Source organism: Lysinibacillus sp. NPDC093688 (genome assembly GCF_050280145.1).
GTDB classification, from domain to species: Bacteria; Bacillota; Bacilli; order Bacillales_A; family Planococcaceae; genus Lysinibacillus; species Lysinibacillus xylanilyticus_B.
The window spans coordinates 55,628-77,902 of the sequence record NZ_JBNNUX010000018.1 but is presented as its reverse complement, the minus strand read 5'-3'; the positions used below and the strand labels follow the sequence as shown (position 1 = coordinate 77,902).

Genomic DNA, 22,275 nt, shown 5'->3' with positions numbered 1-22,275 from the left:
TCAGCAACAAATGTTTTATCTGCGCGAAAGCGAAGCGTCAGCAACAAATGTTTTATCTGTGCGAAAGCGAAGCGTCAGCAACAAATGTTTTATCTGCGCGAAAGCGAAGCGTCAGCAACAAATGTTTTATCTGTGCGAAAGCGAAGCGTCAGCAACAAATGTTTTATCTGTGCGAAAGCGAAGCGTCAGCAACAAAGCGCCAAGTCAGAACGGAAATCACTCCCACATTTTGGTGATGAGCGACAAAAGGAGAAAATAGAATCTGCTTACTATCCATTAATTGATGGAAGCTTGCAGATTCTAGAATTCGCTATAAAGTTTGTGAATGTTTTTCACCGTCAATGGTTTCGTAAATTAAAACCCCTTTGTCATCAACGAACAAGTTTAAAACCTCTTCCTCTAATAACACTTCTTCTGAACCATCGTTTATAAATATTTTCGTTAAAAAGCCGGCATTATCATAATCACTGCAATAAATAGCATCTTCAAAAGCCGCCAAGTAGTAGCAGGCTGTTTCTGTAACTTGCCTATTTTGTTTTGCTGCTAAGTCATAGGCGTATACCATATTATCGTTCATGTCATTATAATAAATAACATTTCCAATGGTATCTGCGTACCACATATCATGCATGAAATCGTACGCATTGCTTGTAGCAGCAAAATAGTTTTCATTTGCCCATACATGGTCTTCACTTAGTTTCTCGTCATTCACTAAAAAATATGCGTAGGAAATAGCATAAGGCTCAATAGGAGTAATATCATTCCAAGTCGTGTCAATATGATACCAATCACCATTAACACTTACTAAATTCCATGCGTGAAGCTGATTATCGCTATAACCATATACATATTTAGCATCAAGACCAGCCGCTAAAAATAAACGATAGGCTAATAGTGCATAAGCTTGACAAACACCAGTTTCATTACTAATTAATTCATAAACCGATTGCCCTTGTGAATCACCTTTATCAGTATAAGTGGCTAGTTGTACGACAAAGTCATTAACGGCTTTAGCACGATGAAAATCATCCATGTCATCTGTAATAAATTTCTTAGCAAATTCCTGAACATAAGCGTCAATTTTCTTTTCCTTCTTGGCATCTGTAATATATGTAAAGTCAAACTCTACTTCGTACCCATTATCTACTTCCCATGCTTCCCAGTTATATTCTTGAATATAGCCTGTTGTATATGGATTAACAAAATTAAGTATGTTATAAAGATCATTTACTTGTTCTTCAAATGTATCCCAATCTAATTTTCCTCTATACATGACTGTAAAGTTTGGGTCAAAAGTTGAAATATGTTTTTCTATTTTTTTAGAAAACTGCAACATAGCAGGATCTTCCTTGAATAATGTCGTTGAAAAAAGGTCTTCCGCAGAAAACTCAGCTGATGGGGCTTTGCTAGCAAGCTCCTTAGGGTCCATAGAGACCTCTTCTTCTGATTCAAGTTCGTCTTGTAATAGTACTTCGAAGCCCTTCATAGCAGCTGAGCAAGCGCTAAGCATGCTTAAAATAATAAGTAAAAAAATCAACAATATACTCTTTTTCATAATTCCTCCCATTATTATTATATTTTTTGATCGTCACTAAAACGTGGGTTGATTTCCGTTCCGACTTTATAAAAATGGATATGTTCCTATTTTTTAGTGAAGGTCTCGCTTTTAACTATTATAGGGTAATATGGTAGGAATGTGGTGTTCTATATTTTGGAAAAACTGACCGATATAGGGCGAATGAGGGCATTTATTAATCTCAGTTTGTCAAGAGAACCTTTTTTTGTTATAATATGATATGTTGTGATGTTCGAAGTTCGGGAGGTGCAGTGAATGCATACAGTAGTATTAGTTTCATTAGTTATCGTTTCAATAGCGTTGATCGTTGCAGTATTACTTCAATCTAGTAAAAGTGCAGGCTTGTCAGGTGCCATCTCGGGTGGAGCTGAACAACTATTCGGAAAGCAAAAAGCACGCGGTATGGATCTAATCCTTCACCGTACAACAATAGTGTTAGCAATATTATTCTTTGTTCTAGCACTTGCTATTACAAAAATCTAATAGTTGAAGATATTTCGCCTAACCTTACTGGTTGGGCGTTTTCTTTTATAGTACTAACTATTTGAACGTACATACATTGTTAGGACAGTAATGTGAATACTTGAGTAGAGTAGGGAAATACCCGCGGAAGCAAGGTGAATACCCGCGAAAGCAGGGGAAATACCCGCGGAAGCAGGGTGAATACCCGCGGAAGCAGAGCGAATACCCGCGGAAGCAGGGTGAATACCCGCGAAGCAAAGCAATACCCGCGGAAGCAGAGCGAATACCCGCGAAAGCAAGGTGAATACCCGCGAAAGCAGGGTAAATACCCGCGGAAGCAGAGGAAATACCCGCGAAGCAAAGCAATAACCGCGAAAGCAGAGTGAATACCCGCGGAAGCAGGAGAAATACCCGCGGAAGCAGGAGAAATACCCGCGGAAGCAGGGGAAATACCCGCGGAAGCAGAGCGAATACCCGCGAAAGCAAGGTGAATACCCGCGAAAGCAAGGTGAATACCCGCGAAAGCAAGGTGAATACCCGCGAAAGCAAGGTGAATACCCGCGGAAGCAAGGTAAATACCCGCGGAAGCAGGGTGAATACCCGCGGAAGCAGAGGAAATACCCGCGGAAGCAAGGTGAATACCCGCGGAAGCAGAGCGAATACCCGCGAAAGTAGAGGAAATACCCGCGAAGCAAAGCAATACCCGCGGAAGCAGAGCGAATACCCGCGAAAGCAGAGGAAATACCCGCGGAAGCAAAACAAATCCCCGCGAATCATGAAATCCTCCAAGTGTTTTCAGAGGATTCTCCTATAGCAACAGAAGAAACCGACCCCCAAAGCTTTTGAGGAAGCTTCAGTATGGCTATAATAGGTATAGTATGTATTTGGATGAAGGAGAGCTCGCAATGAAAAAATCGTTATCACAGCCTTTTTTCTTTCAAGCAGGACCTCGAGCAGTTTTATTATTGCATGGATTTACGGGAAGCTCGGCGGATGTGCGCATGCTTGGTAGATTTTTAGAGAAAAAAGGGTATACTACATTAGCACCTCATTATAAAGGTCACGGTGTGGAACCTGAGGAACTTATTACAACAAGTCCTGCTGATTGGTGGCAGGATGCCGTAGCCGCGTATAAACAGTTACAGGACGCGGGCTATCAGGAAATTGCGGTTGCTGGCTTGTCATTGGGTGGTGTCATGGCTTTAAACGTTGCGCTGAATAACCCAGTGAAAGGGTTAGTGACAATGTGTGCCCCGATGACGATGCGTACAACAGACGTCATGTTTGAAGGTGTACTGAGATATGCGAGGGACTACAAAAAGTTCCAAGGTATAGATGAGGCACAAATCGAAGCTGAGGTTGCGTTAATTGCTGAAAAGGGCATGCCATCTCTACAAGAGTTGCGAGAGTTTATTGCTCGGACACGTCAGGAAATTGACATGATTTATGCACCAATTTTTGTCGTACAAGCGACAAATGATGAGGTAATTGAGACAGAATCTGCCAACATTATATATAATCAAACTGAGTCACTTGAAAAACAAATCAAGTGGTATGAAAACTCAAAACATGTTATTACGTTAGATCAAGAAAAAGATCAGTTACATGAAGATATTTATTGCTTTTTAGAAAGCCTAAATTGGGCACAATAAAACATATAAGGATTTTCTCATGAAGGAGGGAAATTATGAAAGACCAGAAAGATACACTACAAAGTCGTTTACTCGATTTTTTCGGTGGAGAAGAATATAAACCATTAACAGTTGGCGAAATCGAGGACTTATTTGGCTTTGAGGATGCTGACGAATTTAAAGAATTAGTGAAAACGTTAGTACGTATGGAGGGGCAAGGCTTAGTTGTACGTTCTCGCTCCAATCGTTATGGCCTGCCAGAGCGTATGAATTTACTTCGAGGTAAATTTATCGGACATGCGAAAGGCTTTGGCTTTGTGGCACCTGATGTTGAGGGAATGGATGATGTTTTCATTCCACCACATGAAGTAAATGGTGCGATTAATGGCGATACGGTGTTAATCCGTGTGTTAAAGGAATCATTCGGTGATCGCCGTGAAGGAACTATAACAAAGGTAGTGGAACGTGGGCAAACAAGTTTTGTTGGGACGTTCCAAGCAAATCGAGGCTTCGGCTTTGTTGTGTTAGACGATAAAAAACTACCGATGGACATTTTCATTGCAAAAGGAGATACGTTAGGAGCTGTCGACGGACACAAGGTTGTCGTGGAGATAGCTACTTGGCCAGAGGATTTAAAATCAGCAACAGGCTATATTACGAAAATTTTAGGGCACAAAAATGACCCAGGTGTGGATATTCTATCTATTTTATATAAGCACGACATTCCACCTGAATTCCCAGACGAAGTGGTTTCCGCTGCGCAACGTGTGCCAGATGAAATTACAGAGGCAGATTTAGAAGGTCGCCGTGATTTACGCCACGAAACGATTGTGACAATCGATGGAGCTGATGCGAAGGACTTGGATGATGCTGTAACCGTAACGAAAAATGGAGACGGTACTTATAAACTTGGCGTACATATTGCAGACGTTAGTTATTATGTAACACAAGGCTCTGTAATAGATATTGAAGCTTATGATCGTGCGACAAGTGTATATTTAACAGACCGCGTTATCCCAATGATTCCGCATCGATTATCGAATGGAATCTGTTCGTTAAATCCACAGGTTGACCGTCTAGTACTATCTTGTGAAATGATTATTGATGCAAATGGTAATGTAGTTTCACATGAAATATTCCAAAGTGTCATTAAAACAACTGAGCGTATGACTTATAAGGACGTTTACAAAATTTTAGAGGAGCAAGACGAAGCGCTAATTGCCCGCTACGAGCCACTAGTACCAATGTTTAAACATATGGCTGAGCTTTCTAACATTTTACGAAATAAACGTCAAATGCGCGGTGCCATTGACTTTGACTTTAAAGAATCTAAAGTGATCGTGGACGAAGATGGCTGGCCGGTTGATATTGAATTACGTGAACGTACAGTAGCTGAGAAATTAATTGAAGATTTCATGTTAGCTGCCAATGAAACAATAGCAGAGCATTTCCATTGGATGAATGTACCGTTCCTTTACCGTATTCACGAAGATCCAAAGCCAGAAAAGCTGCAACGCTTCTTTGAATTTGTCACGAACTTCGGTATTTTAATCAAAGGTACAGGAAACACAGTACATCCGAAAGCTTTACAAGATGTATTAAAAGCCATCGAAGGCATGCCAGAGGAGCCAGTTATTTCAACGATGCTTTTACGCTCAATGCAACAGGCAAAATATTATCCTGAAAGCTTAGGCCACTTTGGTTTATCAACTGATTTCTATACACACTTTACGTCACCGATTCGACGTTATCCGGACTTAATCGTCCACCGTTTAATTCGAACGTATTTAATTAATAAAGATACATCAAGAGAAACAGTTGCACAGTGGAGTATGGCGATGGATGAAATTGCGGATCATACTTCAGAACGAGAACGCCGTGCTGTTGATGCGGAACGTGATACAGACGCACTGAAAAAAGCACAATACATGTCCGATAAAATTGGTGAAGAGTTTGAAGGGATCGTTTCGTCGATTACAAACTTCGGGATTTTCGTAGAGCTGCCAAACACGATCGAAGGACTTGTCCATATTAGCAATATGACAGATGACTACTATCGTTTTGACGACCGTCAAATGATTATGATCGGTGAGCGTACAAATCGTCAATTCCGTATTGGTGATGAAGTTACAGTCCGTGTAGCAAATGTTGTTATTGAGGAGTCATCCGTTGACTTTGAAATCGTCGGAATGGTAACGTCTTATGGACGAACACGAAAAGCAGCACCTACTGTCATTCACGCACGTAAAAATTACAGCGACAACAAAGGTGGCCGTAATAGCCGTAAAGGTGGTCGCGAAGAAGAAAGAGGCGGACGTGGTAGCCGTAGTGGTCGCAACGAAGAAGAAAGAGGCCGTAGTGGTCGCAACGAAGAAGAAAGAGGCCGAAGTGGCAGCCGCAGTGGTCGCAATGAAGAGGAAAGAGGCCGAAGTGGCAATCGCAGTGGTCGCAATGAAGAAGGACGTGGCGGACAAGGAGAACGACGTGAAAACGACCGTGATCCACGAGGACGCCGCAAAGAAGGCTCAAACTCAAGCCCAGGCCCTAAAAAAGGCGTGAAGCAAAAGCAAAAGTTTTACGAGGGCGTCGCCAAGAAAAACAAAAAGAAAAAAACAAAACGTAAATAAAGTGAAAGTAGAGGTGAAGGCACCATTAGTGCTTTAAAGCAATTTGAAGCGGGTGCTTTCACTTTATCAATAAAAGCAGGTTGACCCTGCTCAACCTTTAACTTCTTTCAGCAGAAGTCTCCCACCTCTATGGTGGAGAGATGAATGCGGATTTAAGTTTCTTTTCAGTGGGTGTCCAACCATCCGCTGAAAGAAGTTAAAGCCTCCGGCGGATGTCACGGAATCGGAAAGGAGTTCTTTGTGCAAGCACAAAGCCGAATCCGGACGCAATTATGCCGAGGCATAATTGATGAAGAGGGTGAATAATATGGCAAAAGGTACTGGTAAAGTATTAGCACAAAACAAAAAAGCCGGGCACGACTACTTCATTGAAGAGACAATTGAAGCGGGCATGGTGCTTACAGGCACAGAAATTAAATCCATCCGTTCAGGAAGGGTTCAACTAAAAGAATCTTATGTACAAATCCGCAGCGGTGAAGCTTGGATCAACAATATGCATGTCAGCTCATTCGAACAAGGCAACCGCTTTAACCATGACCCACTGCGCGCCCGCAAATTACTGCTTCATAAAAAGCAAATTGGCGAGCTAGTCGGTGCCGTAAAACGTGACGGCTACACAATTGTCCCGTTAAAAATGTACATTAAAGACGGCTATGCCAAACTATTAATCGGCGTCGGCAAAGGTAAAAAAGATTACGACAAACGTAACGACATGCGCAAAAAAGAAGCAAAGCGCGAAATGGAACGTACCTTCAAATCTAAAAATCAATAGTCATAGATTGTTAGAGAGCTCACTATATTTAGATGGTGAGCTTTTTATATTTGGACGGATAGAATGCTAAGGGCAGGTTCTAAAATATGTTGAGTTAAAAATAAAATAAAGAACTTACCGCAGATGATGAAATAAGAAAATCATTGTGAACTAGCCAATTTTTTCTGCTATGGCAGGACACTTGAACTATAGCAAGATTTGTTTTATAATAAGTTTACTGAATGCCAGATTACATGGAAGCGTACTTTTAGCTCCCACCGTACTAGAAGAAATTCTAGCTCCTTTGCTTGAACGAAGCTACGTGCTTCGATTCATATTCAAGGGGACGTTACGGATTCGACAGGGATGGTTCAAGCTTTGGTCGCGCGTCGGAGGTCTCGGCTCCGTCAACAACGGAAGTTATATAATAACTGGCAAACAACAAAACTTAGCTTTCGCAGCGTAAGCTCGTAAGCGCTCTGCCTCTCTATCGCCCATGTAGAGAACGTGGGGCCCAACTTTAGTGGGATACGGTCGATGGTGCCACCTGAGTCACCGACAAGAGATTTCCAGGTTAGCGTACAGGACGCCTGTTTGTCGGCATAATGTTACGTGAATTGTAAATAGGCAAACTACACGCGTAGAAGCTGAAGTATTGGAGTTTCTGGACGCGGGTTCGACTCCCGCCGTCTCCATAATACGATTTCATTGGATTTCAATGAACGTCAAAACCCTTGTATATCAAGGGTTTTTTATTTTGACTATGTCATATAGTTTCATTGAGTATCAAACGAACGTAGTCAAAAACGTAGTCAAAACGTATTCATGAAAGTTACATTTCAATGTAGCTGGCGAACTTCTGTATAGCTTCTTCTTTCGCTTTCTTTGTAACGTGTGCATAGATGTTCATTGTCGTTTGTACATCACTATGACCTAAGCGATCTTGTACTTCTTTTATGCTAGCACCCGCTTCAAATAACAATGAGCAATGAGTATGACGTAAACCGTGCGTTGTAATTGTACCGAGGTTATATTTCTTCTGTACATATAATATCCATTTACGAGTTTTCGTTGGCTGTAAATATTCATTTTGTTCATTACTAAACACAAGCTGCTTAGGTTGCATTGTATTGAAGCCTAGTATTAAATAATCCTGCTTCTGCTTTTTCTTCCATTCTTTTAATATTGCCAGTGTTTTATCGTCCATTTTAATAGTACGAGCAACACCTGTTTTTGTAGACTTTACATATAGCTGATTATCTTTTCCTCTTGAAAGGGCCTTATTAATGCGTAGCTCGTTTGTTGTGAAGATTAAGTCATTCCATGTCAGTGCCAATGCTTCACCTTTACGCATACCGCTAAACGCTAGTAAACGGAATAGGGCAAACGCTTTGTAGTTACTCTCTTGCTCTAAGCATGTAAGGAATTGAATAAGCTGTTCACGTGTATAGAAGTTTTCATCTTCATCATCATTGGTAACGCTAGCTTTCTTGGTTAGATTAGTAGGCATTTCTACAAGTGCAAAAGGGTTAGTTTGAGTAAATCCACGCTTCATAGCAAAATCTAATACTTTAGCGGCATATGATTTAACTATACGGAACTTCTTCAATTTTCCCGCCCACTCATTGATATGCTTTTGACATATGTCCACCGTGAGCTTTTCAATTTTGTAATTCCCCATGACAGGTAAAATGTGATTTTTAAAAATGCCAGTTGTTTTCACGAATGTACTTTCCTCAACTGTATTTTCATACTGAACAACCCACAAATCGTAAACCTCTTGATATGTTTCAGCACGCTCTTTTTTGTACGTACCATTTGCTACATCAAGCTTTAAACGTGCAAGTGCTAATTCAGCTTCTTTACGTGTTTTAAAGCCACGTTTCATTGTGCGCTTCTGTTTACCGGTTAATGGATCAATCCCTAAATAGGCAGGGAACTCATATCGTGTTTCACCGTTTTTCAGCTTATAGCTTTTGATTGGTGATACTTTCTTTTTCGTCATAGTATTTCCTCCTGAATCAGTTGCGGGGGCAAATGATTAAAAAGAGGATTTACCTCATGATTATTATAACGAATCACAAGATAAATCCCACTATTAATTAAAAGCTATGTTCTTGAAAGAAGCGGTCAATTTCTTTACGTGATATACGCTTAATCCCTTCAATCTCACATACTTGTAAGCCGTACTTACGATACTTTAATAGCGTGTTATACGATACACCAGCGTATTTAGCTCCTTGCTTTAATGAAAGCCACCCACTATCAACAAATTCATGCTGTGCGGCTTGTAATGCCTTTTGTACGGCTTTTATAACTATTTCTTCAATCTCAGTAGTTGTTAAATTTACATTCATTTTTACATACTCCTCTTTCATTTAATCCCCGCAATTTAATTGCTGTTATAGATTTATACGAGGCGAAAAGGGCATTGTTAATTACAATTTGATGCTTGTTTTTAAATCATAGTCTATAAGAATATCCCATTTTTTGTTTTTAATTAAGTAAGCATTAAAAAATAGAAGATAGAATATGTTAAAATTATCTAAACGATACACACTTGAAATTGGACAAGAAGTGCTCGTGTATTTCAACCTACATAAAAGAGTTTTTTCTATGAAAGATGTAAAGACAGTATTTTTGCTATCTAGGAGGTTTTTAATTTGCATACTCACGGTGAAGTAAAAAATGAAGTAGTACATGAACATATAGTAATGAATTCAGATTACGACAAATCAGGAAAAGTTATTGAATTTTCAAGACTAGAAAAATATGTTGTAAAAAAAGTTTACTGTGGTAAATGTGAAGAATGGATGGAAACAGATAGTCGTGACATTATAACTGATTATCTATGTCCTAATTGTTGTACTAATTGGGAATGATATTAACCCGCAACTTTAAATCAAAAAGCACTCAAAATGATAATACATATACACGCAATTATAAAATGACAACAGCTCAAAGCAGTTACTAGAACATTTATATGTTTCAGTAGCTGCTTTTAGTTTTGTGCTAAATTAGATGGATTGAAAAAGCTTTTAAAAATGATTTAACTCTGCTAAACAGTCCTCGTTTAAGTCATATGTGGGCGACTAAAGCGGCTTTATGTAGTGAATTTACAAAACGAATTAACTTTGTAATCTAGCTTCCGTATAAGGAAATGAAGCAGCATGGAAGTTTACAACTAGAAAAGTATTATCGACTAAATGAGCGTAACCTTTCAATGGAAATGGATCGTTACAGCTTGTCAAATCAAATTCAACCATAGAACGAAAAAAAATAACGTTTTATCAGGAATCTTCAAAATACCCCCCGGTGCCTACTAAATCAAGTATTAGAGTGGGATTTGGTGGGAGCTATATGATACCTACGAGAAACTTTTTATGAAAATTGATGCGGATTTGAAAATTTAATTTAACTTTGCAAAATGCATTGGGTATATGGCAAATGAGGGCGATAAAGCTCAAATATTAAAAAGGAAGATTACTAAAATAAGTAAACAAAAAGAGAAACTATTAAAAGAATGGTTTATATGTAGAGTTTCGTCTAATTAAAGTAGAAGGCTTAAAAGAACAGCGTTTTATTGCAGTAGAGGATTGAACAGAGAAGTTAATCGCCGATTTAATCGAAAAAGTAAGCAAGAGCATATACAGCTTTTTTTTTCTTTATTGAACTAACGGAGCAGGATAGTACAACAAAGAACGATTGAAATACAATAAATATGGAGTCTTGGGGGATAATGATACTAAACAAATTTAAGGAGAATTAGAAATGAAAAAAATGCTTTTTAGCCTTATCTTCGTTTTAGTAACTCTTCCTTCACAAACACACTCTGAAAATAAAATTGAAGAGTTGCAGCCTTGTTCAGCAATACTTGAACCAACAAAAAACGCACCTAAAAAAATGCCAGAGGAGTAGCACTGATTTATAATATTGAAAGAAAGTTTAATGATGAGCGGACGAGTCTTAGTGTTCACGCACTTCATTTACCGAAACCATCTAGTTTTGGGGATTATGATGGTTATGAAGTATTAGCATATATTCCGAAGGAAATAAGTTGGATTTTCTCGTTGTCCCATTTAACTAAATACGGAGAAACTACTTGGGCTGGGAATTTGGATGAAGTTTCTCCTATAATGCGACCTACTCGTATCAAAGTTCGCACAGTCAATACAACGACAAAGAAAACGGGTCCTATTGTACTTGAAAAAATACTAAAACCTTGTTGAACTAACGATGCATGTTAGTTTAAGTACAATCTCCTTTTGAATTGGAACTTCCATCTGATAATTTATAATAAAGTTCGAATAATTTTAAATAAAGAATGATAACGAGTAATAAAGTTTGATAAAAAATAACCTCTACGGGTAAAATGTCCGTAAGAGGTCTTTTATTTTTCTGAAATTAAAGAGGTGCGAATATGGAAAGAGATTTTAGCTGGTTATGGGAAAATTTAAAAGAAGGCGCTCGTCAAAAATTTGAAGAAATTTGTTATGATGTTTATTCTAGTGAATTTCCTAATGCTGATGTTCATCAAGTTGAAGTAGTTTTAGGAGATGGAGGAGTAGATATTGATATTCATGAAGAAGATGGAGAGTCTACGGTTGTTCAATGTAAGTTTTTCTTAAATCGTTTAGATGCCAGTAGAAAAAATCAAATTAGAGAATCTTTTAAAACAGCTGTAGAAAATAACCAGATGGAAAATTGGATATTATGTATTCCAATGGATTTTTCACATGATGAGCTTAAATGGTGGAAATTATGGAAAGAAAAACAAAAAGACACAGGAATTAAAATTCAGTTACATGATGCTAGTAAGTTAATGAAATTAATAAAGAAACATAATTTGTATGAAGAATATTTTAAAACTATTCGTCTTGATAATGAGTTTATTAAAGGAATAATTAATAATGATGAGAAAAATGAAATCAAAAAGAAAATATTGCCTGTTGTAAAAATGTTACGAAGTGGAAATATGTATAAAGAATTTTTTGAGATTACCAATCTCTTGTTAATCGATTTAGAAGAGGATCCTTTCTTTGATGGTAATGGTTTTCTTGTATATTTAAATGAACTAATTTGGTATATATCTATTAATAATGGAGTGGCGAAACCAAATGATTATGATTCAGAGATTTTGAGATTCAGGAGGCTCGTTTTAGAGGAATATGAAAAACTTGAATTATAGAAATGAGTGATTCTTTATGTCCAAACGAAAAAGAAAAACATCAATAGAAAAAGCTTAAAGATGGTCATGGACAAGGTAATGTATTCTGACGTTCTTTCATGGCTGCTTTAACCCTTCCTTCATAAATGGTATTTTGCTTTCTTTATCTCATCAAAGAAAAACAAATTTCCTCCATGGGGGAAATTTTTTTTTTTGTTTGCCTAATCCTCTTTTTTGGGGGATATTAATGATATAATATGGAAAAAATAGTATGGGTTTAGAGAGTTAATATTATAAAATATTTAGTTGTTTTTTGAATACAAGTTAAAAAGGAATGATTTAATTGTCTAGTAATAGAAGCGCAGAAGCAGGTATTCTGGGATTTACATATCAATTTTTACAAACAGCAGTAAAAATATTAGAGGCAAAAGATGTCGACACTTCTTTTACTATTGAAGGTATTGAAGATTTAGATATTACTACTGTCAAAGAAGAAGAATTAGTTCAATACAAATATCATGAAGCAAAAAAATATACGCCCTCAGCTATTCAAAAGCCTATAGCTTTGATGTTTAAACATTTTATTGAAAATTATTCAAAAGAAGAAGAGTGGAAAATAAAATATACTCTTTTTTGTTTTTTTGGCCTTAGTGAACCTGAACTCCAAACATGTCCGAATTTAATAACAACAACTACAGAGCTTAATAAAATTTTAAATTATACAGAAGCCCAAGATATTTTAAAAGAAACTAAATGGTCAGAAGAACTTGAAGAAATGTTTTTAAAATACTTATTTTTTTCAAAAGCTGATAGGTTTGACGAAGCATATGAAAAGTTGATTAATGTTATACAAGGGGTATTTCAAGTTAGTGAAGTTGAAAGTAAAGTAGGTTATTTTTCAAATGCTATTTTTTATATAAATAAATTAGCCATTCAAAAAGATATTGATTCTCGAAAAATAACTAAGAGAGAATTTGTAGATTATTTAACAATTAATTTTTGGGAAAATGAAGCGGAGATAATTCAACGTTTATATGGAAAAGAAGAATATATAGCTACTTTGAAGAAATACTTAACTATAAAAAATGTCAAACCAAATACTACAGTTCATATATTTTATTTACCAAAAATCACTTCACAAACACCTAGATTTATTATCGATTTAGTGAAAAATTTTTTTGTGCCAGATAAAAGAAATGATGTAAAGCCGATCACATTAATAATTAATTCAGATGAGGAACAAATAAAAAATTTAAAGAGAGACCTTTCTAAAATAACGGTTATAGAAAATCTTGACTTAGTTTTTAATGATGGAGATGAAGAATTTTATTTTAATCATAGGTATTTTAATAAATTACCGTTAATTACTTTACAGGGAAATAGGCAGAAGATTGAAAGTATGAGTTACAATTATAAGTTAATATCTTTTAAAACTTATAAATTGAATCAACAAAATATTTTGTTTGACCACCCACTACATATTTTTATTAGTAATGTAGAGGAGTATTCTTTTTTGGGGAATTATTCTATTATGAATAAAATTATTATAAATAATTTGGAAGAAAAAGAGATATTAAGATTATTTGGGGGTTGATGAGGTGGATAAAGACAATCAGTTACGTGTTCGTAGTTTTGAAAATAATAAGATTGTAATTGAAATTATTGATTTTAATAAGTGGAAGTCTGAAAATACAGGAATGGATTTAAAAATAGGTTCATTTTTAAAAATTGAAGATGGAAATGATAAATCAATTGTTACTATGATTCAAAGTTTTAAAATGGCAGAAGATTTGTTAGGTCCTAATGTAGTTCAACAAAACGGGCAGCCAAAAGGGCATTTTTTATTAGATACATACCCTATAGGTCAATTAGAGACCGATAATGGAGAATTAAAATTCAAAAAAGGAATTAAAAATATTAGTATACCTCCTACGTCCGTTAGTCTTCTTTCAGAAGATGAGTTTAAATCTATTTTTGAAAAAAGAGATCAACCATTTATTTTTTCAAAGCATAGTGCAAATGAAAATGTTGACATAGTAGTTGATGGAGATAAATTCTTTTCTAAACATCTGGCTGTTGTAGGTTCCACAGGTTCAGGGAAATCCTGTACTGTAGCAAAGTTAATTCAGGAGGCTAATAAAAGTTACCATGAAAATATCAGAAATACGCATATAGTTATTTTTGATATACATGGAGAATACACATATGCTTTTGAAAAAAATTATAGGTATCTTAGTATTGAACAAAATAGCTTAGAAATCCCCTATTGGTTAATGAATGCAGAAGAATTAGAAGACTTTTTTATTGAATCTAATGAAGCAAACTCTCATAATCAACTATCTCAATTCAAAAAAGCAGTTATTAGTAATAAAATAAAACATAATCCTGACTTAAATATCACTTATGATAGTCCTGTATATTTTGATATTAATGAAGTTATTATGTATCTAAGTAACAAAAATAGGGAGTCTAGGTATTCTGAGGATGATATTGAATATTACGCTCTTCCTGAGTGGAAAAAAATACAATGCGTAGATGATGAGATACCAGAAGAGTTTTGGGGAAAACTGGATTTCTTCCAACCTACTGGTAATAGTAATCATGGTATTTTAAAAAAGAAAATATCTAAAGGATTTTTTTATGGGGAATTTAATCGATTTCTCTCTAGATTTGAAACAAAACTTTTAGACAATAGACTAGATTTTATGTTAAAACAAACAAATCTTAAAACAGTAGATTTTTTTAGAATTATTAAGAATTTGTTAGGTTATCATAACGGTAAAGATGATTCTTCAAATATAACAATAATTGATTTAAGCTCTTTACCTTTTGAAATAGTATCAATAGTCGTTTCTATAATCACTAGGTTTACATTTGAGTTCTGTTTTTTGAAAACTAAAACAAATTCTACAAATGATACACCATATTTATTAGTTTTTGAAGAAGCGCATAAATATATTCCAAAATTAAGTGATGCTAAATACAAAAATACAAGAATCGCAGTAGAGAGGGTTGCTAAGGAAGGAAGGAAGTATGGACTATCAAGTATGATAGTCTCTCAACGACCTTCTGAAATTTCACCAACAGTTTTTTCACAATGTAATAATTTTGTTGTAATGCGTTTAACTAATCCTGATGACCAAAATTATGTTAAAAGATTATTACCTGATAGTTTTGATGTTTATACAGATTCTTTAGCAATGCTAGATACCAAGGAAGCTTTATTAATTGGTGATGCAGTTTCAACGCCTTGTATAGTGAAAATCAATGATGCTAATCCTCTTCCTAAATCTGAGGATATTCTCTTTTTGAAAGAATGGAAAAGAGATTGGGTGAATATAGAATTTGAAGAACTTTTCACAAAAATAATGACTGAAAAGGCAGTATTAGAAACAGTAAAATAGTTACTAAATTGCTAGTGAATAACGAAGAAATCGTGACAAAAAAATACTATAAGTGGACAAAAACAAGTAATTTATACAGCTATTTTGCTGCAAATACTTCCAGCCATTACATTTGGTCTACAAAAAAATGTGAAGTAATTGCAAACTATATAAAAGAAGGGGAAAAGGACAAGTTTGTGAAATAATGTACTTAAACTAACGGGGTGCTTTAGTTGAATTTTCGATTCACAAATATATCAAAACAATCTTTGGAAAAACAGCCTTTATTAATAATATCTTTTTCTAAACTTTATAATTAATCCTGGATTAAAAGGTATGAAACTGTAAAAAATGATTTAACTCCTTACTTTATAAAAGTCAGTGCCCCCAATTTCACACAAAAGCACTCAAAAATAAGCATATAAACAAACTTTCTACATATTTAATATAAATCAATCCCCACACCCAAACAGTTATTAACAACTTTATTGTTAGTAACTGTTTTTTATTTTCATTCCAGGTACTACTAGTAAAACCTCGCTAAATAAAAATATTTATAAAAATAATTTAACTCTGTAAAACGGCTTGCGTATATGTACTGTGTAAGCATAAAAAGTATTTTTAAATACGAACAAGTTAAAAATAAAAAAATAAAAAGTGATTTAACTCTGTAAAACAGCTTGCGTATATGTACTGTGTAAGCATAAAAAGTATTTTTAAATACAAACAAGGTAAAAACAAAAAAATTAAAAAGTGATTTAACTCTGTAAAACGGCTTGCGTATATGTACTGTGTAAGCATAAAAAGTATTTTTAAATACGAACAAGTTAAAAACAAAAAAAATAAAAAGTGATTTAACTCTGTAAAACAGCTTGCGTATATGTACTGTGTAAGCATAAAAAGTATTTTTAAATACAAACAAGTTAAAAACAAAAAATTAAAAAGTAATTTAACTCTGTAAAACAGCTTGCGTATTAATCAAATAAGGGGGCGAAAGCTTAGTAAAAATAAATATGCTACATGTTAAGCAGTAAATCCTATCTATGCTGCTATTCACTGTATAACCTTTCAGCATGAAAGTATTCGTTATAGAGTGTCAATCTTACATCACGAACATTAAAAATAAAAATCAATGGTTTATCACAAATGATTTTATTCACCCCCCGGTGCCTACATAATCAACTATTAAAGTGTTATAGCATGGGAGCTATGTGATACCTATGAGAAATTTTTCGTGAAGGTTGGTGCGGATTTGAAAAACAATTTAACTCTGCTAAATACATTGCGTATAAGGCAAATAAGGGGAAGTAACCCTATTAAAATATGAAGGAGGATTACACTAAATGCGTAATCAACAAAAAAACTTATTAAAAGAATGGTTTAGTCAAACGGAAGGATATGTAGAATTTCGTTTAATTGGAGCAAAAGGTTTAAAAGACCAGCGTTTTATTGCTGTAGAGGATTTAACGGATACGTTACTTGTAGACTTAATTGAAAAAGGGAAACAAGAACAGTTAAATGTTTATCACAGTGTAACAACACGTAAAACAATGTCGGGTAAAGAGGAAGATGTTTTCCATGTACCAGGCTTATGGTTAGATATCGATCCAAAGCATGCAACATATGAAGAGGCGATGCAAGTAGTAAAATCACTACCTACACCGCCAACTGCCACTGTTTCTAGTGGAAATGGTATCCACGCATATTTTAAATTTAATGAACCATTTGAAGTGGTAGATGATCATTCATTCAAGTTCATTAAAGAATTGAGTTTAAAGCTGCATACATTTGCTAAGGCAGATAATACAGCAGATTTAGCCCGTTTATTACGAGTGCCAAATAGTATGAATGTGAAAAACTTAATGGACGTTAAGCTTTGCTCGCTAGTGGAATTCACAGGTGCTACTTATAGTTTAGACAGTTTTACATATTTAGATGATGTAGAAATTAAAACAGTAAGTAAAACATTAGAAACCATTGAAATCGAAGAGTTATCCCCTGTTGAAATCGATGCATTACAAGTGCCGTTTTCTATTAAAAGTTTAATAGTAAATGGCCCTGAAGAGGGGGAAGATCGTTCAAAGAAAATCTTCCATGTTGTAATTGAGTTATTAAAAGCTCAACATACACCCGAAGAAATCGCATTTGTATTATTAAATGGTGAGTGGGCGATTGGAGAAAAAATTAGTGATCGACATCATGCAGCTAAGTTACAGTACATTGAAAGAGTCATTATAAATGCATCGCAAGTTTTAAATGAGGAACAAGATAATTTGGAGGTTGAGCAACTATTAAATAAGATAGATACAAATGAATGTTTAGTTTATGAGTATAATAATTGCTACTATGAAAAACAAAGAAGATTATCAAACTTCATCTTTGTACCTGAGGAAAGAGTACATGCAAATATAGACGAATATCTAAAAGGCCATATCGTTTTAAATAATGGCGAAATTTTAAAAAATATTGTATTAACAGCTAAAGCATTTAGTAGTAAGAAAGGCTTCATTGAAGAAATAAACAGTACTAAAATTAGCTGGTTAGGTGACGAAAAACATTTGCAATATTTAAAGGAACTATTTATGACAAAACAAGTTGTAGACAAATATGCTGTAAGTAAAATTGGTCTACACAATAACTTATTTATTACTCCGAATAAAGTCATTGATAGTGAAGGTATTGTTGAAAACAGTAAGTATATTTACATGCCAAAGCTCACTGAAGGGCAAATGGATCTTGAATTATCAATGGATATCCTGTCATCTGATTACTGGAAGGATCTTGCAAAAGAAGTATTGCCATTATTAGCACAAGTTAATGAAGAGGGGGTTATTAATACGATTATTGGTTGGCACTTTGTTACACCTATAGTTCCTATATTACGTAAATATACAGATAATGCATTTCCACAGTTAATGATTTGGGGTACACAAAGTGCTGGTAAAACTAGTACAGCACAGTTATTCGGCAAATTATTTGGTAATCCAGAGGTTCGTTCTTGTACCCGACCCTCCTTCTCAATTACAAGGGAGGTCGATTTATTAAACGGTGTTCCGCTATATTTAGATGAATTTAGACCATATAATATGTCAGCTTCTAACTGGAAAGGTTTAAAGAACTTGGCCTTAAATGCGTATAAAGCAGCATTAGATAGTAGAGGCAATAAAAATCAAGGTACTGTCACTTATAGACTAACGGCACCAATTGTATGGTTGGGGGAGACAAGCTTTGAGGAATCGAACATGTTAGAACGTTTGATTATTGCTCAACTTACACCAAATACATTATGCCAAAATGACGGCTATAAAAAGGCATATAAAAAGATTAGCGCATTAAAAATGTCAGGGTTTATGCCTGGTTATGTACAGTGGTTACTAAATAAGATTGAAAGTGAAGATATTTTACTAGGTACGTTATATGAACATTATAAAGAAATGGTAGATTGTAAATATGATTTACATGAACGTCCGTTAGCGAATCTAGCTATGGTATTAGTTGGAGTGCATTTATTTAATGAATTGGCTAATGAATTACAAATTGATTGTACTATCGATCAGCATGTTGTGATTGAGGAACAAGTCAAGCACTTTAGAGACAATAAGATTCATAATGCTTTACAAAATCTATTTAAGCATACAGCAGCGATTGTACAAAGTAATAATTATGACTTTAAGAAAGGAACGCATTATGAATATAATGCTTCACAAAATAAGCTAACTATTGCTAGAGAAATGTGGCTCCCAGCAGTAAGAAAGTACATGAAGGAACATGATTATGTAGATGAACGCTTTTCTGATAAGCAAATTGAAAATTTATTAAAAGAAAATAAGTCACAATCAGGCTTTGTATTGCATACATCGGATCCAAGAACTATGGGCGGGAAATCAACTCGAAGCTATGTTATTGATACACAAAGATTAGAGGAAGAATTAGATATTCAGAAGGAGGTTTGGGAAGTACGTTTACATTTCTAGAAACACATAATTAGAATAGAAAAGGCTGTAGTTCACAATAGATGTGGCTACAGCTTTTTCGCTATTACTACACAAGAAATAAGACCTGAAATTACATTGTATCAGGGTGTTTATAGTACCAACTACAATAACTACAATATATAGATATATGTAATATGAATAGTTGTACACAAAGATTTTATTACTGTACATACTTCATGATAATAAGTAGTAATTGTAGTTTTATTTCATATTTATTACCGTAGAAATCCAATAGAAATCTACGGTAAGTTCGTATAAATCTACTATATTTACCGTAGAAATCTACGATAACTTTAGTAACTTATACGTCAAATCCAATAGAAATTTATTTTATATGACTTAGTGTTTTTCTCTTAATAGCAAAAAATGCAGAGGTGTGGTGCGTTTTCAAAAGTTGTAAATGCACCAATACACAATAAATTGCCCTCATAAAGTTATTACGCAACAGTTACTCATTATCTTTCCAAGCGATTAAAGACTCAATAAACATTAAAACAGCTTTTTGATCTTTCTTAGAACGACCTTCTAACAGACGTACAATTTTCTCTAACTCAAAGCTAAGCACTTTCGAGTGGGTTTCTTTACCATCAAATAGCTCTTCTAATGTAATTTCTAACGCAGCACATACTTTTGCAACGCTCTCAATTGTAGCGTTCTTTTCTCCACGTTCAAGTTGTCCAATATATGTGTTATGCAAAGAAGCACGATATGCTAGTTCTTCTTGGCTAAGCCCGCGTTCTTTACGTAAGAAGCGGATTCTCTCCCCAACTACTTTTGTTAAATTCGTCATGTAATCACCTCATCATTAAGGATTGACGAGAAATGAATTTATAACCATATACTATAGATATGATTTTTGATTGACGAAAAATATACTATTGATATTATATCTAGTAGGAGGTAGTATAAGTACAGCCAGAAAATTATCTGAGGAGGGGTAGAATAATGGATAACGCACAACTTGATGCTTGGACAATATGGGAACATGAAAAAACGCTAGAAAAATTACAACAAAGTTATAAATGTAAAGAATTTAGAAAAGATTTGAAACGTGGGTGGGGCTTTAAGTGTAGCAATTGTGATGTTAAGGTATCCAGCAAAACTCATCATGAATACTGGGGGGTTACAGGGTTCACTATTTCGTTATTACAACAACCTGTACCTGATATATACCGCTTCTGTTCAAAAGAATGTGGAGATGTTATTTATGATCGTCTCTATCAAAAGCATTTAAATGAAATAGAACTAATTAAGCAAAAGTATTGCTGATTCCGGTTTTTATAAAGTTTGGTAAGCACAGTCCTTAGAGTCTGTGCTTTTTAATTTTGTAAAAAGCGATATACCGCTAGGAGAATTAGTGAAAAAGAAATATTGTTTGGGAATTTACCCCATTAAAGAGGGTAATTTATACATTGCGTATGTTATGATGGATGAAATTGCTTTTATAATAAATTTATTTTAAAGAAGCTAATTTTATTGAAAGTGAGTTTTAGGAGGATAAACTTCTATAACGATTATTGTTATATTGCCTATAATTGGTGTTATAGGCAGTCCAATTAATAAAACAGATAAGAGAATTTCTCTGGAAAGTATTACATCTAACCAATTTGGGAGTGGAATGGTAATGAGGAAGCATAACAAAAGGAGTTGTGTGTAATATTACGCACCAGCCCTTAAAGGTTGTTAGGTAGTGGGAATGGATCTGCGAAGATTATAGAGGGCAAATTTTTAAAGTTGGATATGAGTAAAGCTACAATAGCAAATTAAAGTATAAGCAGCAGACGATTGTTGTTATCATCTAAGTTTATAGTAATTGAGAGAAATTAGGAAAGTAGAACGTATAGCGGTGAATTTTTAGCTACTATATGTTTTTTGTTTGTGCAAAGTATTGCTTGTTAAATGAATCTTTAGGTTGAAAAGACTAGATTCTAAAGTATTAATAAGTAATTTATATCTATCTATGTTTTAATTTCCTATATTTGATATTATTGAGGTTATTAAGTATGCAATTATTTTGGATATGTATCTGGGGGGAGTGAGATGTTCTGTATTGCTTATCGAAAAATAAAAGTTAAAGATAAAAGCGGAATTGTAGTACATGAAGAATGTGTTGAGAATCAAGGATTCTGTCTTTATCAAGAAGACAATCAAGTTATTCATTTTAAATATTATAAGAAAATAAATAGCCGTTTTGAAACGGGGTTTTTAGAGACTACAATTGCTAATTCTATTAGATATGCGGATGTATTTATTATATCTGATAAAAACTTGATGATGATATGTGGTAGTAGATATTGTATAAATGCTTTACAGAATTTTTCGGAATTTCGAAAGTTGTTCTATATAGAAAAATTGTCTTTAGATATTAATGACTGCTTAAAAGCATATTCATTTATGAAGCCTGAAATTAAACAGATTTCATTAGAGAATGTTAAAGCATTTGACATAAGCTTATCAAAAATAACAATGGAATTAAAAAATTCATTGGATTCATTTAAGTTATTAAATAATAAAAAACTAAATATTACAGAAGCATTGTTAAAAGTAAATATTAGCTCTATTTTTTTCGATCTACTTATAGATTTAAAAGATGGAGAAATATTTTTCGATAATGTAGATTACATTTTAAGGGAATTTTCAGAGATAAAGAATTTTGGGATGTTAATTTTGGAGGAGTGATATT

Annotated in this window: 18 protein-coding genes and 1 other RNA gene; 15 read left to right on the top strand and 4 right to left on the bottom strand. The window is 34.5% G+C overall.

The annotated features are described in order from the left end of the window. On the top strand, nt 1–259 hold a 259-nt coding region (locus tag ACQKN2_RS15205; RefSeq protein WP_427415686.1), incomplete at its 5' end, for a hypothetical protein. A gap of 51 nt (nt 260–310) precedes the next feature. Here the strand turns inward: ACQKN2_RS15205 and ACQKN2_RS15200 are convergent. After that, nucleotides 311–1,555, bottom strand: coding sequence for a transglutaminase domain-containing protein (locus ACQKN2_RS15200; RefSeq protein ID WP_427415685.1), 1,245 nt, complete (start codon nt 1,553–1,555; stop codon nt 311–313). Between the two features lie 276 nt (nt 1,556–1,831). Between ACQKN2_RS15200 and secG the strand changes: the two genes are divergently transcribed. From secG to ssrA, 5 genes are all read left to right on the top strand, one after another. Then, nucleotides 1,832–2,059 carry a preprotein translocase subunit SecG gene (gene secG, locus ACQKN2_RS15195; RefSeq protein ID WP_323648313.1) on the top strand — a complete coding sequence of 76 codons (228 nt, stop codon included), beginning with the start codon at nt 1,832–1,834 and terminating at the stop codon, nt 2,057–2,059. Nucleotides 2,060–2,943: 884 nt separating this feature from the next. Then, nucleotides 2,944–3,690, top strand: coding sequence for an alpha/beta hydrolase (locus tag ACQKN2_RS15190; RefSeq protein ID WP_427415684.1), 747 nt, complete (start codon nt 2,944–2,946; stop codon nt 3,688–3,690). A 35-nt stretch (nt 3,691–3,725) separates the two neighbouring features. Beyond that, the gene (gene rnr / locus ACQKN2_RS15185; protein ID WP_427415683.1) at nt 3,726–6,296 is read left to right on the top strand and encodes a ribonuclease R; all 2,571 of its coding nucleotides are present in this window, start codon (nt 3,726–3,728) and stop codon (nt 6,294–6,296) included. Nucleotides 6,297–6,603: 307 nt separating this feature from the next. Next, complete coding sequence (gene smpB / locus ACQKN2_RS15180; RefSeq protein ID WP_427415682.1) at nt 6,604–7,068, top strand: SsrA-binding protein SmpB; 465 nt, start codon at nt 6,604–6,606, stop codon at nt 7,066–7,068. 321 nt (nt 7,069–7,389) lie between these two features. After that, nucleotides 7,390–7,745, top strand: a transfer-messenger RNA (tmRNA) gene (gene ssrA, locus ACQKN2_RS15175). 134 nt (nt 7,746–7,879) lie between these two features. Here the strand turns inward: ssrA and ACQKN2_RS15170 are convergent. Both ACQKN2_RS15170 and ACQKN2_RS15165 read right to left on the bottom strand, forming a co-directional pair. Next, nucleotides 7,880–9,052, bottom strand: coding sequence for a tyrosine-type recombinase/integrase (locus ACQKN2_RS15170; protein ID WP_427415681.1), 1,173 nt, complete (start codon nt 9,050–9,052; stop codon nt 7,880–7,882). Nucleotides 9,053–9,149: 97 nt separating this feature from the next. Next, on the bottom strand, nt 9,150–9,404 hold the full coding sequence (locus tag ACQKN2_RS15165; RefSeq protein ID WP_427415680.1) for a helix-turn-helix domain-containing protein: 255 nt from the start codon (nt 9,402–9,404) through the stop codon (nt 9,150–9,152). Between the two features lie 306 nt (nt 9,405–9,710). On the opposite strand from ACQKN2_RS15165, the gene ACQKN2_RS15160 reads away from it, so the two are divergent. From ACQKN2_RS15160 to ACQKN2_RS15130, 7 genes are all read left to right on the top strand, one after another. Then, nucleotides 9,711–9,929 (top strand): hypothetical protein, encoded by a 219-nt coding sequence (locus ACQKN2_RS15160; protein WP_427415679.1) that lies wholly within the window; start codon nt 9,711–9,713, stop codon nt 9,927–9,929. An 889-nt stretch (nt 9,930–10,818) separates the two neighbouring features. After that, nucleotides 10,819–10,965, top strand: coding sequence for a hypothetical protein (locus ACQKN2_RS15155; protein ID WP_427415678.1), 147 nt, complete (start codon nt 10,819–10,821; stop codon nt 10,963–10,965). A 502-nt stretch (nt 10,966–11,467) separates the two neighbouring features. After that, complete coding sequence (locus ACQKN2_RS15150) at nt 11,468–12,235, top strand: restriction endonuclease (protein WP_427415677.1); 768 nt, start codon at nt 11,468–11,470, stop codon at nt 12,233–12,235. Nucleotides 12,236–12,557: 322 nt separating this feature from the next. Continuing rightward, nucleotides 12,558–13,808 carry a hypothetical protein gene (locus ACQKN2_RS15145; RefSeq protein ID WP_427415676.1) on the top strand — a complete coding sequence of 417 codons (1,251 nt, stop codon included), beginning with the start codon at nt 12,558–12,560 and terminating at the stop codon, nt 13,806–13,808. Nucleotides 13,809–13,812: 4 nt separating this feature from the next. After that, nucleotides 13,813–15,618, top strand: a complete 1,806-nt coding sequence (locus ACQKN2_RS15140; RefSeq protein WP_427415675.1) for an ATP-binding protein — start codon at nt 13,813–13,815, stop codon at nt 15,616–15,618. Nucleotides 15,619–15,632: 14 nt separating this feature from the next. Next, nucleotides 15,633–15,803 (top strand): ClbS/DfsB family four-helix bundle protein, encoded by a 171-nt coding sequence (locus tag ACQKN2_RS15135; RefSeq protein WP_427415700.1) that lies wholly within the window; start codon nt 15,633–15,635, stop codon nt 15,801–15,803. 1,137 nt (nt 15,804–16,940) lie between these two features. After that, a complete protein-coding gene (locus ACQKN2_RS15130) occupies nt 16,941–19,571 on the top strand; it encodes a DUF927 domain-containing protein (protein ID WP_427415674.1) in 2,631 nt (876 codons plus the stop codon). Between the two features lie 469 nt (nt 19,572–20,040). On the opposite strand, the gene ACQKN2_RS15125 is transcribed toward ACQKN2_RS15130, so the two are convergent. Next, nucleotides 20,041–20,382: a helix-turn-helix domain-containing protein gene (locus ACQKN2_RS15125; protein WP_427415673.1), complete on the bottom strand. Its 342-nt coding sequence runs from the start codon at nt 20,380–20,382 to the stop codon at nt 20,041–20,043. A 155-nt stretch (nt 20,383–20,537) separates the two neighbouring features. On the opposite strand from ACQKN2_RS15125, the gene ACQKN2_RS15120 reads away from it, so the two are divergent. Both ACQKN2_RS15120 and ACQKN2_RS15115 read left to right on the top strand, forming a co-directional pair. Further along, nucleotides 20,538–20,861 (top strand): hypothetical protein, encoded by a 324-nt coding sequence (locus ACQKN2_RS15120; RefSeq protein WP_427415672.1) that lies wholly within the window; start codon nt 20,538–20,540, stop codon nt 20,859–20,861. A 771-nt stretch (nt 20,862–21,632) separates the two neighbouring features. Next, the gene (locus ACQKN2_RS15115; RefSeq protein ID WP_427415671.1) at nt 21,633–22,271 is read left to right on the top strand and encodes a hypothetical protein; all 639 of its coding nucleotides are present in this window, start codon (nt 21,633–21,635) and stop codon (nt 22,269–22,271) included. Nucleotides 22,272–22,275: the final 4 nt, after the last annotated feature.